We start from the raw sequence: 16,707 nt of genomic DNA, 5'->3' as shown, positions 1-16,707 counted from the left end.
CCGGCCGGAGCGGGCGGCACGATCGCAGAGGGGACGCATGTCGAAGCCGGAGCACACGCCCTCTGGTTCCGGTGGGGGCGAGGACGACAGCCGCACCCTGGAACCGGATCTCACGCCCTCGGAAGCCACGGAGCCATCCGACGCGCAGCCGGGCCTTACCGAGCCGAGCTCGGCCGAGCCGGACGCTGCCAAGCCGGCCGGCCCGAAGCCGACCGCGGCGAAGCCGGGCCTTGCCAAGCCGGGCTCGACCGAGGGGGACGCTGCCACGTCCGCCTCGGCTGAGCCGGCGTCGGCTGCGCCGGATCCGGCCAAGCCGGCCGGCCCGAAGCCGGGCCTTGCCAAGTCGGGCCCGGCCAAGTCGGCCGCGGCCACGCCGTCGGCGGATGCGCCGGATTCGGCCACGCCGGGCTCGGCCGAGCCGGCCGATGCGGCGCCGGCCTCGGCCGAGCCTGCGGGCCTGAAGCCGGACTTGGCGAAGCCGGCTACGCCGAAGCAGGACGGCGCCAAGCCGGGCTCGGCTGAGTCGGTCGGCGCCAAGCCGGACCTGGCGAAGCAGGCTGTCGCTGCGTCGGACTCGGCGAAGCCGGCGGCTGCGCCGGATTCGGCCGAGCCGGCCGGCGCGAAGTCGGCTGCGGCGAAGCGGGCAACCGCGAAGCCGTCGGCGGATGCGCCGGATTCGGCCACGCCGGACCCGGCCGAGCCCGCGGGCGCGAAGCAGGACTTGGCGAAGCCCGGCGCGGCGAAGCGGGGTTCCGTTGTGTCCGACTCGGCCACGCCGGGGTCCGCGGAGTCGGGCAGGAAGGGTGCCGGCAGGTCGGGGGAGGTCAAGGCCAAGGGGGTGACCGGGGATACCGCCGAGGATGAAGGGCGGTTGCTGGCCCGGCGTTACCGGCTGGACCGGGTGCTCGGCAAGGGCGGCATGGGTACCGTCTGGCGGGCCGTCGACGAGACCCTGGGCCGCACCGTGGCCGTCAAGGAGCTGCGGTTCAGCTCCGGGGTGGACGAGGACGAGAAGCGCCGCCTGATCACCCGGACCCTGCGCGAGGCGAAGGCCATCGCCCGGATCCGCAGCGGCGGCGCCGTCACCGTCTTCGACGTGGTCGACGAGGACGGCCGCCCCTGGATCGTCATGGAGCTCATCGAGGGCTCCTCGCTCGCCGAGTTCATCCGCGACCGCGGCACGCTGACCCCGCGCCGGGCCGCCGAGGTCGGCCTCGCCGTGCTCGACGTACTGAAGGCCGCGCACGGCGAAGGCATCCTCCACCGTGATGTGAAGCCCTCCAACGTCCTCATCTCCGACAACGGCCGGGTGGTCCTGACCGACTTCGGCATCGCGCAGGTCGAGGGCGACCCCTCGGTCACCTCCACCGGCATGCTGGTCGGCGCTCCGTCCTACATCTCGCCCGAGCGCGCCCGCGGGCAGAAGCCGGGCCCGCCCGCCGACATGTGGTCCCTGGGCGGCCTGCTGTACGCGGCGGTCGAAGGCGTCCCCCCGTACGACAAGGGATCGGCCCTCGCCACCCTCACCGCGGTGATGACCGAGCCGGTCGATCCGCCCAAGAACGCCGGTCCGCTGACGGACGTCATCTACGGCCTGCTGGTCAGGGACCCGGCCCGGCGGCTCGACGACGCCGGGGCGCGGGCCCTGCTGACCGCGGTGATCAACGCGCCGGAGGAGGCTCCGGCGGAGGCCCCGGCCGACGAGACCCGGGTCATCTCGCTGTCCGCGGCCAAGGAAGCGGCGGAGCAGGCCGCGGCCGACAAGGCAGCCGAGAAGGCGGCGGAGAAAGCCGCCGCCAAGGCCGCCGCGAAGCGGGAGCGGGAGCAGCGCGAGCGGGCCCGGGAGGCCCTGAAGGCGGCGCGCAAGGCGGCTGCGGCGGCTGCCGCGGTGTCGGCGGCGAGCGCCGCGGAGGCTCCGGCAGCGGCCAAGAAGTCCGCCTCCGAAGCCGCCACTCCGGCCGGATCCGCGAACCCGCCCGCACCGCGCAGGGCTTCGGTCGTGGCCCCGCTGACGGACGTGATGAACCGCCGCACGATCGCGCTCGCGATAGCCGCCGTGGTCGTAGTCCTCGCCGTGGTCGGCTCGCTGGTGGTCTGGGCCTTCGGCGACGACGAGGACAAGGGCGGCAAGGGCACCGCCAAGGGCGGCACCCCGGGTACCAAGGTGTCCGGCACGCCGACCCCCGGTGGTGGTTCGGGCGGCGACGCCAAGGGTGGCAGCACCCCGGCTCCCGGCCAGAGCCCCGGCCAGAGCCCCGGTCAGGGCTCGGGAGACCAGGGCTCCGGGGCGGGTACCGGGTCCGGTTCGGGATCGGGTTCCGGTACGGGCGACTCCGCCGGCAGCTCGGGAACGACCCCCGGCGGCCCGGGCGGGACGGGCACCAGCGGCCTGCCGGCCGGGTACAAGACCGTCACGGACGCCGAGTTCCACTTCGCCATCGCCATGCCGGAGTACTTCCAGCGCACCGGCACGGCGGGAAGGAAGTCCGGCGCCATATTCAGCAGGGACGGCGGATTCCCGCGCCTGCAGGTCGACTTCAACAACAGCCCGAAGGACGACGCCCGGCTGGCCTGGCAGCTTGCGCAGGGCAGCGTGGCCGGCAGCAGCGAGGGCTACCGCGTGATCGACATCAAGAAGACCGAGTACCGCGGCTATCCGACCGTCGCGGACTGGGAGTTCGAGCGCGTCCAGGGCGGGGTGAAGGTGCGGGTGCTGAACCGCGGCTTCAAGGTGGACGCCAAGCACGGCTACGCCATCATGATCAGCTGTGCCGCGGACCAGTGGGACGGCGAGGAGTGCACGAAGCTGCGGAGCACCGCCTTCGACACTTTCCAGCCGGTGGACTGATGCCGGCTCCCGGCCGGGATCGCCCGGCCGGGGCCGACCTCGCCAGGTCCGGGACGCGGGCGGGGTGTGCGACGTATCGTGTCAGCGGGGTCATGGGGGAACATGCCCCGGTCACAGGTGGATTCGGCTCGGGGGAGGCGAAGTGGAGGACTACGCGGGGCGCATCCTGGCCGACCGCTACCGTCTGCCGCTGCCGCCGTCCGATGCGTACGAACTGATCGAGACCCGCGCCTTCGACACCCGCAGCGGGCAGGAAGTGCTGATCCGGCAGGTGCCGTTGCCGGAGGTCGTGGACGCGGAACTGCTGGACGGCGGTCGGCCCGCCCCGGCCGGCCGGGCCGCGGCCGGACTCGGGGAACTCCCGGCGGTCCGACGTGCCATCGAGGCGGCGCAGGCGGCGGCCCGGATCCCGGACCATCCGCGGCTGGACCAGGTCTTCGACGTCTTTGCCGAGGACGGCTCGCTCTGGATCGTCAGCGAACTGGTCCCGGCGCGCCCGCTGGCGGCACTGATCGCGGAAGAACCGCTGAGCCCGTACCGGGCCGCGGAAGTCGCCTCGGACGTGCTGACCGCGCTGCGCGTCCTGCATGCGCACGGCTGGACCCACCGCAACATCACGGTGCGCACGGTGTTGATATGCGATGACGGCCGGGTGGTCCTGACCGGTCTGGCCGCGGGTGCCGCCGAAGAGGCGCTCTGCGGCTACGACCCGGTCCCCGCCCCGGATCTGCCCGCAGCACCCCTGAGCGATCAGGCCGAAACGCCCTGGCCGGCGCCCGAAGTTCCCCGTCCTGCCGAGAGCTCGGTACCAGCCGTGCCGGTCGTACCGGCCGTGCCGACGGCCGACCTGCCGCGCCCGGAGCCGGACCCCGAACAGGGGCCCGCGTACGCCGACCGGATCACCCCGGGGCAGCGGGCCGAGGACCGGCCCGACTTGAAGGCAGCCGCGCGCGCCGGGGCCGTCGCGGCCTACCGGGCCGGGGCACAGGCCGCGGCGCGGGTCACCGAGGAGCGCCGGGCGACCACCCCCGACCGGCAGCCGGAGCCGCGGCTGCAGGGCTCGAAGGTGCCGCAGGGGTACTCGTACCCGTACGGCGGCGGACCGGAAGCCGCGAGCGGGAGCTGGCACGGAGCCACCCCGCGCCGTGCCGCGCTCCCGGCCGCCCCGGAACCGGACCTGGAGACCGAGACCGAGGGCGGGCCCGAAGCCGCGCCCGAGACGGCGCAGCCGGCACAGCCGGCACCGATCGGGGTGCCCCCCGTTCCGTACGCCCGGCCCGCCGCCGCCCTGCCCGCGCAGCTCGCCCTCCCGCAGGGCTACCGGCAGGCCGAGGACCGGGCCGAGGACCGGGCCCAGGACCGGGCCGAACAGCAGCCGTACATGCCGGCACCGGTCATTGCCCAGGCCCCCGCCCAGGCCCCGGATCCGGTACCGGTCCCCGCCCCCGCCCCCGCGCGGTCCGGCTGGGGTGCCGAGGCCGGGCCCGGCCGCGGGCTGGCGGCCGAGCGGGCCCGGCAGACCCGGATCGCCGTGGTCGGGGCCGTCACCGAGCGGTGGGCCCCGGAGCAGGCCCGCCCCGTGCACGGCACCTGGCAGCTGGCCGCCCCCGTCGGGCCGGCCACCGACCTGTGGGCGCTCGGCGCCCTCCTCTACCGCTCCGTACAGGGGCACGCCCCCTACCCCGAAGAAAGCGCCGCCGAGCTGGTCGAGATGGTGTGCGCGGAGCCGCCCGCCTTCGCCGAGGAATGCGGGCCGCTGCGCCCGGTGGTCGAGTCCCTGCTGCGCCAGGACCCCACCGAGCGCCCCGAGTTTGAGGAGCTGCGCGGCTGGCTGCGGTCGCTCGTCCGGTCGGCTCCGGAGCCGGAGGGCGAGGACCACCCGGTGCCGCTGGCCGCCACCGATCCCGCACGGCTGCCCGTCGTACGGCGCCGGGGCGAGCTGCACCACGGGCGGCACCGCCAGGAGAGCGGGTCGCGCCGCCCCCGCAGCGCGCGCTCGCTCGGGCGGAACCTGCTGCTCGGGATCCTGCTCGCGCTCGCGGCCCTGGTCGCCTTCGCCATGTTCTTCCTGCCCAAGGCGGACCAGGACCCGGCCGGCAACCCCGGGCCCGCCGCCACGCCCACCACCCCCGGGCCGGGCGGTGGTTCGGGCGGCAGCGGGGGCAGCAGTGCCGCGCCGCAGGCCTCCACCGGACCCGAGACCAAGCCCTCCCCGGACACCGGCACCGGTACCGGTACCGGTACCAACACGGGCACCGGCACCGGCACCGGCACGCCGCCCGCGGGCAGCGCCTCCGCCCCGCCCGGCTACACCCTCGCCCAGGACCCCGAGGGCTTCGAGGTGTTGGTCCCGGCCGGCTGGGAGCGCACCGCCAAGAACGACGCCGGCCAGGTCCGTTACTCCAACGGCGACTACGAACTGATCGTGGTCCCCGGGCGGGACGCCGTCCAGGGCAACCCGGATCCCCTCGCCTACCAGAAGGACAAGGAGCGTGAGCTGGAGCCCTTCCGGTCCTCCACCTGGGCCACGTCCACCGGCACCCGGCAGACCAGGATCGGCCAGAAACTGACCGCGGAGGGCACCTACACCTGGACCGACGCCACCGGCCGCAGCCTCTACGTCCGCAACCACGTCGCCGCGCTCGCCGGCCGCTACCACGTGGTCATGGTGCTCGGCCCGCAGGACGGCCAGGAGAAGGTGACCGAAGTACACGGAAAGGCCACGGGGAGTTACCGGCTTGGGCGTTGAGCGGCCCGTGACGCCGTCTGATTCCCCGTCACTACGGCAATTGCGTCACAGTGCAGTCTCACCGACCCCGCTTGGTTCCGGCCATACCCGCGGGCTCCGTAATCTGGCGTCCGAAGTGCACAGAGCGGCGAGGTTTCGTGGAACACAGGACAGGCGAGGGCGACGTACTCGCGAACCGGTACCGGCTCGTCGAGCCCATCGGCCGCGGCGGCATGGGCAAGGTCTGGCGGGCGCACGACGAGCTGCTGCACCGGACGGTCGCCGTCAAGGAACTGACCGCCGGTCTGTACGTCGCCGAGGCCGACCGGGCCGTCCTGCACGCCCGCACCCAGAAGGAGGCGCGGGCCGCCGCCCGCATCGCGCACCCGGCCGTGGTCACGGTGCACGACGTGTTCGAGCACGACGACCGGCCGTGGATCGTCATGGAGTTCATCGACGGTCCCTCCCTCGCCGATGCGGCCAAGGCGGCCGGCCGGATCGAGCCCCGTGAGGCGGCCCGGATCGGTCTGCACGTACTGGGTGCCCTGCGCGCCGCGCACGCGGTGGGGGTGCTGCACCGGGATGTGAAGCCGGGCAACGTGCTGCTCGCCAAGGACGGGCGGGTGCTGCTCACCGACTTCGGCATCGCCGCGATCGAGGGGGACACCTCGATCACCCGGACCGGCGAGCTCGTCGGCTCCATCGACTACCTGGCCCCCGAGCGGGTCACCGGCGGGGCTCCGGATCCGGCCTCCGATCTGTGGTCCCTCGGTGCCACCCTCTACACCGCGGTCGAAGCCCGGTCGCCGTTCCGTCGGACCTCGCCGATCTCCAGCCTGGCGGCCGTGGTCAACGACGAGCCTCCGCCGCCGCGCCAGGCGGGCGCCCTGGGGCCGGTCATCACGGCGCTGCTGCTCAAGGACCCGGCCCGGCGGCCCTCGGCCGCCGAGGCGGAGCGGATGCTGATGGAGGCGATGGAGGGCCGGGAGCCGAAGGCGGCGCAGGCGTTCGTCCCGACGCAGTCCTTTGCCGCAGCCGAGCGGGCCGCCGCGCACCCCGGCGGCCCGTCCGGGCCCGCCCCGGACCGCACCACCGGCCGCACCACCGCCCTCGGCACCCGTACCGGCGACGGCACCGCCCGGCTGCCCGAAGCGGCCGATGCCGATGCCGACGCCGGCCCGCCCGCGGCCCAGGGCCGCCCCAAGGGCCGGTTCCGGCGCGGTGTGATCGTGGCCCTGGTGGCCGCGCTGCTCGGCGGCGGCGGTGCCCTCGGAGTGATGAAATACCTCGACGGCGAGGACGAGGGCGACGGACGCCGGACGACGAACGGAGCGACGGCCGGCGGAACGGACACCGGCAAGGGCAACGGCACCGGCAAGGGCACGGGCACCGGCAATGGCACCGGCGGCACCCCCAAGGACAGCAAGCCGACCGCCACCGCCCCCGCCGGCTGGACCCAGGTCAAGGACCCGGCCGGGTTCACCCTCTTCGTTCCGCAGGGCTGGAAGCGCCAGAAGGACGGCGACCACATCGACTACACCCCGGACAACGGAAAGCACCGCATCCGGATCAGCGTCGACCCGACCCCGGACTTCCGGGATCCGTACGCCCACCTGCTCGACCTGGAGAAGCAGGTGAGCGCCCGGTCCGCCTACCAGAAGATCACCCTGCACCCGAATACCTTCCAGGGCCAGACCCAGTCCGCCCTCTGGGAGTTCACCTGGCAGGAGAAGAAGGACTTCCCGGGCCCGCGCCGCGCCATCGACCAGATGTACATCGGCCCGGACGGCAAGGAGTACGCGCTCTTCGCGGCCGGCCCGGCATCGGACTGGTCCAAGACCCGCGAACAGTTCGACACGGCGCTCAGCGGCTGGCAGCCGCCCGCCGCCCCCTGACGGCGCCCTCCGCCCTCAGCCCTCCGCCCGCCGACCCTGCCAGCGATCGCTGGCGGAAAACTCAAATTCCGGTTACCGGCGGGTACCCAAAGGGTTCCCCGGGGAATACGCTCACCCGCATGACGGACTCGCAGGCCCCGGCCACCGCCCCCGCCACCCCGGCCACCCCCGAATTCACCAATCCGGCCGCCGCCGCCCCGGCCGGCGCGCGCACCGCAGCCGACGTGGTGACCCCCGACCTGGTCGCCCGGCTGACCCGCGGGGTGATCGGCTCCGGCCGCACCGCCAACCACACCCCCTTCACCGGGGCGAAGCTGGCCGACCTCCCCGAGGCCACCCCCGAGGACGTCGCCACCGCCTTCGAGCGGGCCCGCACCGCCCAGGCCGCCTGGGCCGCCGTGCCGGTCCGCGCGCGGGCCGCCGTCCTGCTCCGCTTCCACGACCTGGTGCTCGCCCGGCAGGCCGAGGTCCTGGACCTGATCCAGCTGGAGACCGGCAAGGCCCGGCTGCACGCCCACGAAGAGGTCCAGGCCGTCGCCGTCGCGGCCCGCCACTACGGACGCAAGGCCCCCGCCTACCTGCGCCCCAAGCGGCACGCCGGCGCGATGCCCACCCTCACCAAGGTCACCGAGCTGCGCCAGCCGCGCGGGGTGGTCGGGCAGATCGCCCCCTGGAACTACCCGCTGGAGCTGTCCGTCGGCGACGCGCTGCCCGCCTTCGTCTCCGGCAACGCGGTGGTCATGAAGCCCGACACCGAGACCGCGCTGACCGCCCTGTGGGCCCGCGACCTGCTGATCGAGGCCGGGCTGCCCGCCGAGGTCTTCCAGGTGGTCCTCGGCGACGGACCGGTGGTCGGCCCCGAGGTGGTCCGGCACGCCGACTACGTCTCCTTCACCGGCTCCACCCGCACCGGCCGCGAGGTCGCCCAGGGCGCCGCGGCCCGCCTGGTCGGGGTCTCCCTGGAACTCGGCGGCAAGAACGCCATGCTCGTGCTGCACGACGCCGACATCGAGAAGGCCGCCCAGGGCGCCGTCCGGGCCTGCTTCTCCTCCGCCGGCCAGCTCTGCATCTCCATCGAGCGGCTGTACGTCCACGCCTCGATCGCCGACGCCTTCGTCGAGCGGTTCGCCGCCCGCACCAAAGCCATGCGGCTCGGCGCGGCGCTCGCCTACGGCGCGGACATGGGCTCGCTGGTCGGCGAGCGTCAGCTGGAGACCGTACAGCGGCACGTCGAGGAGGCCGTGGCCAAGGGCGCGACCCTGGTCGCCGGCGGGGTCGCCCGCCCCGACATCGGCCCGCTCTTCTACGAGCCCACCATCCTCGACGGGGTGGAGGCGCCGATGGCGGTGTGTGCCGAGGAGACCTTCGGCCCGGTCGTCTCCGTCTACCGGTTCACCGACGAGGACGAGGTCATCGCGCAGGCCAACGCCACCCCCTACGGCCTCAACTCCAGCGTCTGGACCAAGGACGCGAAGCGCGGCCACGCCGTCGCCGCCCGGCTGCGCACCGGCACCGTCAACATCAACGAGGGCTACGCGCCCGCCTACGGCAGCGCCCAGGCGCCCATGGGCGGCATGAAGGACTCCGGCCTCGGCCGCCGGCACGGCTCCGAGGGCATCCTCAAGTACACCGAGGCCCAGACGATCGCCCATCAGCGACTCCTCCCGATGGCCCCGTCGCTGGGCATGGACGACGACAAGTACGCCGCGTTCATGACCCGCAGCCTCAAGGTCATGAAGGCCCTTCGCATGCGCTAGGAGGCGCGGCAGTGTCGTTCGACAACGAGTACGACTACGACGTCATCGTCGTCGGATCCGGATTCGGCGGCTCGGTCTCCGCGCTGCGGCTGACCGAGAAGGGCTACCGGGTCGCCGTCCTGGAGGCGGGCCGCAGGTTCACCCGCGAGAGCCTGCCCAGGAACTCCTGGGACCTCCGCAACTACCTGTGGGCGCCCGCCCTCGGGCTGTACGGGATCCAGCGGATCCACCTGCTCGGCAAGGTGATGGTGCTGGCCGGCGCCGGAGTCGGCGGCGGCTCGCTCAACTACGCCAACACCCTCTACGTGCCGCCGCCCGCCTTCTTCCGGGACCGGCAGTGGTCCGCCATCACCAACTGGCAGGAGGAGCTGGCCCCGTACTACGACCAGGCCAAGCGGATGCTGGGGGTCCGGCTCAACCCGACCATGACCCCCTCCGATGTGCACCTCAAGGCCGCCGCCGAGAAGATGGGCGTCGGGGACTCCTTCCACATGGCCCCGGTCGGCGTGTTCTTCGGCGACGGGGACGACGCCGACGGCACCGCCACCGCCCGCCCCGGCGGCGAGGTGCCCGACCCCTACTTCGGGGGCGCCGGACCCGCCCGCAAGGCCTGCACCGAATGCGGCGAGTGCATGACCGGCTGCCGGCACGGCGCGAAGAACACCCTCAACGAGAACTATCTGCACCTCGCCGAGCAGGCCGGCGCCGTCATCCACCCCATGACCACCGTGACCGCCCTCGCCGAGCACCCCGACGGCGGATACCGGGTCCGGACCGTCCCCACTGACAACCGCCGCCGCGGCAAGGTGAAGGTGCTGCGGGCCCGCCGGGTCGTCCTCGCGGCCGGCACGTACGGCACCCAGACCCTGCTGCACACCATGAAGGACCGCGGCGAACTCCCGCGGCTCTCGGCCCGGCTGGGCGATCTGACCCGCACCAACTCCGAGGGCCTGGTCGGCGCGCAGACCGACGACCGCCGCTACCGCAGGCGGCACGGCAAGGACGAGCGGGCCGACTTCACCCGCGGGGTGGCGATCACCTCCTCCGTGCACCCCAACGCGGACACCCACATCGAGCCGGTCCGCTACGGCAAGGGCTCCAACGCCATGGGCTTCCTGACGATCCTCCAGGTCCCCTACGGCAGGCACCGGGTGGCGGCCTGGCTCGCCCGCACCGCCACCCACCCCGTCCAGCTGCTGCGCTCGCTGTCCAACCGGCGCTGGTCCGAGCGGACCATCATCGGCCTGGTGATGCAGTCGCTGGACAACTCCCTGACCACCTACCGCAAGCCGGGCGGCGTGGGGAAGGGCCTGCTCACCGCCCGCCAGGGCCACGGTGCACCCAACCCCACCCAGATCGAGGAAGCCACCTTGGCTGCGACCCTGCTCGCCGAGGAGATAGGCGGTTTCCCCGGCAGCAACGTCGGCGAGCTGATGGGCACCCCGCTCACCGCGCACTTCCTGGGCGGCTGCCCGATCGGCGCCTCCGCGCAGGAGGGCGTGGTCGACCCGTACCACCGGCTGTACGGCCACCCGGGCATCTCGGTGGTGGACGGCTCGGCGGTCTCCGCGAACCTCGGGGTGAACCCGTCGCTGACCATCACCGCGCAGGCGGAGCGGGCCATGTCGTTCTGGCCGAACAAGGGCGAGGCGGATCCGCGGCCGGCCCAGGGTGCGGCGTACGAGCGGCTCGCGGCGGTGGAGCCGGTCTCCCCGGCGGTCCCGAAGGAGGCGTTCGGCGCGCTGCGGCTGCCGTTCCTGGCGGTCCCGGAGGTCCCGCCGAAGCGACAGCCGCAGCCGTAGCCGATACGCCGTACGTCGATACGCCGTTACGCGCGGCCGGTGCGGCGGCGGAACACCACGAACAGCGCGGCTCCGGCCGCGACGATCGCGGCCGAGGCGGCGGCGAACGGCACCACCGAGCTGCCGGTGTTGGCCAGGCCGCCCTGCGGGGTGGTGCTGTTGCCGTTGCCGGTCGCGCTGGCCGCGGGCGTCGGCGTGGACGTCCCGGAGGCCGAGGGCGAGGCCGAGCCCGTGGGCGTCGGGGTCCCGGTGCCCGGGGACTGGCTGGCGCCCGGGCTGGGCGAGGTGCTCGGGGACGGCGAGGTGCCGGCGGTGTTCACCGTGACGGCGGCGGTGTTGTTCGCCGGGTTCCGGTCCCAGGCGGGGAGGCTGTAGCCGTGCTCGTCGCCGAGGACCGTGACCGACCCCTTCGCGCCCGCGACGGCCTTGTCGATCTTCAGCTCGAACGGGAAGCCGACCTTGGCGTTCTCGGAGAGGGAGATCCCGCTCCTGCAGAGGTGGCGGATGCCGCCGTTCGGCAGGTCGCTCCTGGTCTCGCAGGCCGTGGACTTCTTGACGACCGAGACGCCCTCGGGGAGCCGGACGTCGAGGAAGGCCACCGGCGACCCGGAGTCCTCCGGGTTGTCGACCGAGTGGTCGATCCACGCCGGACCGTTGTTACGGAAGCCCAGCCGGGCCTTGACCGTCTCGCCGGGCTTGCCCGCCAGCACCGTCTCGTCGGCGGACAGGTCGGCGGTGTTCGCGACCGAGAGGCGCACCCGGCGGGTGTTGTCCTCGGGGTTCACGTCGGGGTCCGCGGAACGCAGCGCCGCCGCGCGCGGGACGGCCTTGAGCAGCGGGCCGGCGCCCGGGGTGGCCGGAGCGGGCGCGGCGTGGGCCGCGTAGTCCAGGGTCTCCCGGAAGGCGCGGGTGTTGGCCTTGAGACCGATGGCGGTCTCTGAGGACACCTCGTAGGTGACGCCCGGCTGGAAGTCGCCCTCCAGCGTGCAGGACAGGTGGGACTGCTCCGTGGCGGTGCAGTTGCCGTACCGGCCCAAGAGGTCCAGGCCGCGGGAGGCCTGCAGGCTCAGCCGTACGGCCTTGACCGGCTTGGTGCCCTTGTTGGTGAAGGCCGGCCGCAGGGCCTGCTGCTCGCCCACCTCCGGCTTGGTGTCGAGCGGGAGGTCCGCCACGGCGAGGTCGGGGCCGTCGGACACGGTGACCTTGGCGGTGCGCGGGGCGAAGGTAGTGCCGGCCGCCACGCCCGTCACCGTGATCTCGCCGGTCTCGCCGCCCTTGGTCCCCTGGGCCGCCGTGAGGTTCAGGACGGCCACGCCCTCCCGGATCGGGTAGCTCTGCTTCCGCTCGCAGACCACGACCGTGCCGGTGAGGGTGCAGCCCTTGTTCTCGGAACCGGCGGGCAGGGTGGCGTCGGCGATGCCCCGGAGCTTGCTCAGGTCCAGGCGGTAGGTGACGTCGAAGGGGATGTCCTCGGGCGTCTCCGGGACCAGGTAGCTCACGCCGAAGCCGAGCCGGTAGGGCGCCGGGCTGCCGGACTTCGGGTAGGGCTTGAGGAACACCTCCGGCTGGCCGGTCAGGATGTACTGGGGCTCCGCTGCACCGGCCGGCACGGCCGACCCGAGGGCGATCAGGCCGGCCGCAGCCAGCAGGGACAGTTGCTTTCTCATGTCTGGCGAGACCGGCGACCCCGCACCGGAGTTGCACCCTCCGGTATGTGAGGCAGGTCACATCCGAAAGTGGCCGGCCGGCGTGCAACCTTCCGGGTCGACCACCTGTCACTTAGGTGCGATCGGCGGGGACCGCGCTCGGAGGGGGAGCGCGGTCCCGCCCTCGTTCTCGTCCGTTCCCGCCCGCTCCCGTCGGCGTGATCTGGGTCACGCACCGGGTGGGGCAACTCCGTGCCGTGGTCGGAGGTCCACCTCGGCATGAGACCCATCTCCCTGCCGGCCGTGACGGGCCTGCTGGCCCTCGCCCTGGCTGCCCCGGCTCCGGCACACGCGGCAGATCCCGCGTCCGCGGCCGGTCCGGACCTCGCCGTGCACGAGCTGCCGCTGCGCACCACCGGCCTCAAGCCGGGCGACCGCCAGTCGGCGCTCTTCGCCTTCACCAATCGCGGCACCGTCGCCGCGAACGGCGTGCAGCTGGTGGTGAAGGGGACCCGGGGCCTGGAGTTCGTCGAGCGCTACCGGAACTGCCGGACCGTCGCCGGCACCTGGGACGCGGTCACCACCTGCACCTTCCCCGGCAGCTACGAGGCCGGTGCGAGCTACCGGCTGAGCGGGCCGCTCACCCTGCGCGCCGCCGAGCGGGCGCAGGACGAGGAGCTCGTCTACGGCTTCCACCCGGCGCCGGCGACTGCCGCCTTCGGCCAGGAGCCGACCGGCGGGACCACCCTCGGCCTGGCCGCAGCGGCCACCGCAGCCGAACCGGCCACCGCAGCCGCACCCGCGCCCGCAGCCCCGGCCGCGCAGTCCGGCCGGTTCTCCGCGGACGACACCGACCCGGGCAACAACACCCGCCGGGCCCGGCTCCGGGTGGCCAACACCGCCGATTTCGCCGCCGTCGGCGCCACGGTCGCCGGCCGGGTCGGCGATACCGTGCGCGCCGAGGTCGGCTACCGCAACCGCGGCCCCGCCTGGGCCGGATCGCCGGACGCCCCCAAGCCGGTCCCGTACGCCCTGGTCGAGGTGGTCGTCCCGCGGGGCGCCCGGGCCGTGGCGACCCCGCCGGGCTGCACCGAGCTGGGTGCCGTGCGGCCCCCGGGTACGGACCCGAAGGCCCAGGTCTTCCGGTGCGGCAGCCGGACCGCCGTGCGCGAGGACGAGGTGCGGACCTTCGCCTTCACCCTGAAGATCGAGCAGGCGCAGGCGGACTCCGCCGGCCGGGTCTCGGTGGGCCCGTACGAGACCGACGGCAATCCGCTCAGGTCCCACACCACGGACCCGAAGGGGGACAACAACACCTCCGCGCTGGTCCTGCACTCCGGCACCGGACCCGGTTCACCGGGGCCGTCCACCGGCCCGAGCACGAGCCCGTCCGCGCACCCGTCCACAACCCCGTCCAAGCCGACAGCGAGTACGGGTCCGACGACCGGTACGGGCACTCCCGCCCCGAGCGCGTCGGCGAGCAGTGCCGCCCCCGCCCCCGCCCCGACCGCAACGGGCGGCGGACTCGCCGCCACCGGCTCCGGCGCGGGCCTGCTGGCCCTGGTGGCAGCCCTGGCGGTGGCCTGCGGCCTTGCGCTCCACCGTGCCGTACGGCGTACGGGACGCTGACCGAGAAGACAGAACGGCCGGCCTCGGGCGTCCCCGAGACCGGCCGTCCTTCATGGGTGACCGGGCCGCTGTCCCCTGCCGTCCGGTCACGCGCCGGAACGAGGTCCCACGACGCACGCTCCACGGGCCGTACGTCTCATCGCTCCGGCGGAGCCACGCGTGACACCCTCACCAACGAAGGCCGCCGGGGGCGGTCACGGCCCGGACGGGTGACGAACAGGCGCCCAGGTCAGACCCGGCCGCGGCACAGCTCCAGCACGGTCATGGCCAGCGAGGTGCCGGGCTTGCCGAGCGCGTCGCTCCAGTGCTGGAGCACCTCCATCTCGCGTGAGAGGTGCACCCGGCGCCCGCCGGAGGAGATCCGGGCCTCCTGGATGACCGCCGAGACGGCCATCCGCTCCTGGATCAGTCCGATGATCCGGTCGTCGATGGCGTCGATCCGCTCGCGGGAGTCGGCGATCAGCTGCTCGGGGGCGATGGCGGCGGTGGCGGCGGTGGCAGTGGTCATGGTTTCTCCTGAAGGTGTGTGCCGACAGGAGCGGAAACGCAGAGCGCCCCGGTCCTGTCGGACCGGGGCGCTCTGGGAAGTCAGCGGCTCAAGCGAGCATCACGCGGACCCATGGCGACCGGACCGGCCGGTGCCATAGGTAAAGAGGAAGCTCAGCTGCTTGCGCATGGGAGGAATTATGACCGTCCGTCCCGCCCCGGGCCAACCAGGTTCGGATGGTGAGACGAAGACGGCCCTGCCTCCCCCGTTAGAATCGACAACACACACCCTCTTTCCGCCGGAAGGCCGCCCCGTGCCAGTAGCACCCACCGCCGCACCGGACGTCGTCCTCGTTGTCGACTTCGGCGCGCAGTATGCCCAGCTCATCGCCCGCCGCGTCCGTGAGGCCCGGGTCTACAGCGAGATCGTGCCCAGCACGATGCCCGTCGCCGAGATGCTGGCGAAGAACCCCAAGGCGATCATCCTCTCCGGCGGCCCGTCCTCCGTGTACGAAGAGGGCGCCCCGCAGCTCGACCGCTCCCTCTTCGAGGCCGGGATCCCCGTCTTCGGCATGTGCTACGGCTTCCAGCTGATGGCGACCACCCTCGGCGGCACCGTCGACAACACGGGCGCCCGCGAGTACGGCCGCACCCAGCTGGCGGTCAGCAAGCCCGGCTCCACCCTCTTCGAGGGCACCCCCGAGCACCAGTCGGTGTGGATGTCGCACGGCGACGCCTGCTCCGCCGCCCCCGAGGGCTTCACCGTCACCGCCTCGACGAACGTCGTGCCGGTCGCCGCCTTCGAGAACGACGAGAAGAAGCTGTACGGGGTCCAGTACCACCCCGAGGTCATGCACTCCACGCACGGCCAGCAGATCCTCGAGCACTTCCTCTACCGGGGTGCCGGCCTGGCCCCGAGCTGGACCACCGGCTCCATCGTCGAGGAGCAGATCGCGGCCATCCGCGAGCAGGTCGGCGACAAGCGCGCCATCTGCGGCCTGTCCGGCGGCGTGGACTCCGCGGTCGCCGCGGCCCTGGTCCAGAAGGCCATCGGCAACCAGCTGACCTGCGTGTACGTCGACCACGGCCTGATGCGCAAGGGCGAGACCGAGCAGGTCGAGAAGGACTTCGTCGCCGCGACCGGAGTGCAGCTGAAGGTCGTGGATGCGCAGGAGCGCTTCCTGGCCGCCCTCGCCGGGGTCTCCGACCCCGAGGAGAAGCGGAAGATCATCGGCCGCGAGTTCATCCGGGTCTTCGAGCAGGCCCAGGCCGAGATCATCGCCGAGGCCCCGGACGAGACCCCGGTCGAGTTCCTGGTCCAGGGCACCCTCTACCCGGACATCGTCGAGTCCGGCGGCGGCACCGGCACCGCGAACATCAAGTCGCACCACAACGTCGGCGGCCTGCCCGAGGACCTGGAGTTCCAGCTCGTCGAGCCGCTGCGCCAGCTGTTCAAGGACGAGGTCCGGATGGTCGGCCAGGAGCTCGGCCTGCCGGACGAGATCGTCCAGCGCCAGCCGTTCCCCGGCCCGGGCCTCGGCATCCGGATCGTCGGCGAGGTCACCAGGGAGCGCCTGGACCTGCTCCGCGAGGCCGACGCCATCGCCCGCCACGAGCTCACCGCGGCCGGTCTCGACCGCGAGATCTGGCAGTGCCCGGTGGTCCTGCTCGCGGACGTCCGCAGTGTCGGCGTCCAGGGCGACGGCCGCACATACGGCCACCCGATCGTGCTGCGCCCGGTCTCCTCCGAGGACGCGATGACCGCGGACTGGACCCGGATGCCGTACGAGGTGCTGGCGAAGATCTCGACCCGGATCACCAACGAGGTTCCCGATGTGAACCGCGTGGTCCTGGACTGCACCAGCAAGCCCCCGGGCACCATCGAGTGGGAGTAGTCCCCACCCGGACCCGAGACG

9 protein-coding genes are annotated in these 16,707 nt (G+C 73.5%); 7 read left to right on the top strand and 2 right to left on the bottom strand.

Features of this window, described 5'->3' with window-relative positions:
• The first annotated feature begins 37 nt into the window (after positions 1–37).
• From ABT123_RS15860 to ABT123_RS15840, 5 genes are all read left to right on the top strand, one after another.
• Positions 38–2,848, top strand: a complete 2,811-nt coding sequence (locus tag ABT123_RS15860; protein ID WP_351313847.1) for a serine/threonine protein kinase — start codon at positions 38–40, stop codon at positions 2,846–2,848.
• Between the two features lie 142 nt (positions 2,849–2,990).
• A complete protein-coding gene (locus ABT123_RS15855; protein WP_351313844.1) occupies positions 2,991–5,597 on the top strand; it encodes a serine/threonine kinase C-terminal domain-containing protein in 2,607 nt (868 codons plus the stop codon).
• 137 nt (positions 5,598–5,734) lie between these two features.
• Positions 5,735–7,471, top strand: coding sequence for a serine/threonine-protein kinase (locus tag ABT123_RS15850; RefSeq protein ID WP_351313841.1), 1,737 nt, complete (start codon positions 5,735–5,737; stop codon positions 7,469–7,471).
• A gap of 119 nt (positions 7,472–7,590) precedes the next feature.
• On the top strand, positions 7,591–9,228 hold the full coding sequence (locus ABT123_RS15845) for a succinic semialdehyde dehydrogenase (protein WP_351313838.1): 1,638 nt from the start codon (positions 7,591–7,593) through the stop codon (positions 9,226–9,228).
• A gap of 11 nt (positions 9,229–9,239) precedes the next feature.
• Positions 9,240–11,030 carry a GMC oxidoreductase gene (locus tag ABT123_RS15840; RefSeq protein ID WP_351313835.1) on the top strand — a complete coding sequence of 597 codons (1,791 nt, stop codon included), beginning with the start codon at positions 9,240–9,242 and terminating at the stop codon, positions 11,028–11,030.
• A 26-nt stretch (positions 11,031–11,056) separates the two neighbouring features.
• Here ABT123_RS15840 and ABT123_RS15835 read toward each other — a convergent pair whose 3' ends face one another.
• Positions 11,057–12,697, bottom strand: a complete 1,641-nt coding sequence (locus ABT123_RS15835) for a COG1361 family protein (RefSeq protein WP_351313832.1) — start codon at positions 12,695–12,697, stop codon at positions 11,057–11,059.
• Positions 12,698–12,955: 258 nt separating this feature from the next.
• Here ABT123_RS15835 and ABT123_RS15830 point away from each other — a divergent pair, with 258 nt between their 5' ends.
• Positions 12,956–14,305, top strand: coding sequence for a hypothetical protein (locus ABT123_RS15830; RefSeq protein WP_351313829.1), 1,350 nt, complete (start codon positions 12,956–12,958; stop codon positions 14,303–14,305).
• 229 nt (positions 14,306–14,534) lie between these two features.
• On the opposite strand, the gene ABT123_RS15825 is transcribed toward ABT123_RS15830, so the two are convergent.
• Positions 14,535–14,813 carry a chorismate mutase gene (locus ABT123_RS15825; protein ID WP_351313826.1) on the bottom strand — a complete coding sequence of 93 codons (279 nt, stop codon included), beginning with the start codon at positions 14,811–14,813 and terminating at the stop codon, positions 14,535–14,537.
• Positions 14,814–15,105: 292 nt separating this feature from the next.
• On the opposite strand from ABT123_RS15825, the gene guaA reads away from it, so the two are divergent.
• Positions 15,106–16,686: a glutamine-hydrolyzing GMP synthase gene (guaA, locus tag ABT123_RS15820; protein ID WP_351313823.1), complete on the top strand. Its 1,581-nt coding sequence runs from the start codon at positions 15,106–15,108 to the stop codon at positions 16,684–16,686.
• Positions 16,687–16,707 lie beyond the last annotated feature (21 nt).

It is taken from the genome of Streptomyces sp. NPDC002054, from assembly GCF_040296685.1.
Lineage (GTDB): Bacteria > Actinomycetota > Actinomycetes > Streptomycetales > Streptomycetaceae > Streptomyces.
The sequence above is the reverse complement of the archived record's forward strand: the minus strand, read 5'-3'. Positions and strand labels throughout refer to the sequence as shown.

What these genes read in the sequence shown, in the direction of transcription:
- ABT123_RS15860 (WP_351313847.1), top strand. Translation starts at nt 38, where the DNA reads ATGTCGAAGCCGGAGCACACGCCCTCTGGTTCCGGTGGGGGCGAGGAC.
- ABT123_RS15845 (WP_351313838.1), top strand. Translation starts at nt 7,591, where the DNA reads ATGACGGACTCGCAGGCCCCGGCCACCGCCCCCGCCACCCCGGCCACC.
- ABT123_RS15835 (WP_351313832.1), bottom strand. Translation starts at nt 12,697, where the DNA reads ATGAGAAAGCAACTGTCCCTGCTGGCTGCGGCCGGCCTGATCGCCCTC.
- ABT123_RS15830 (WP_351313829.1), top strand. Translation starts at nt 12,956, where the DNA reads ATGAGACCCATCTCCCTGCCGGCCGTGACGGGCCTGCTGGCCCTCGCC.
- ABT123_RS15825 (WP_351313826.1), bottom strand. Translation starts at nt 14,813, where the DNA reads ATGACCACTGCCACCGCCGCCACCGCCGCCATCGCCCCCGAGCAGCTG.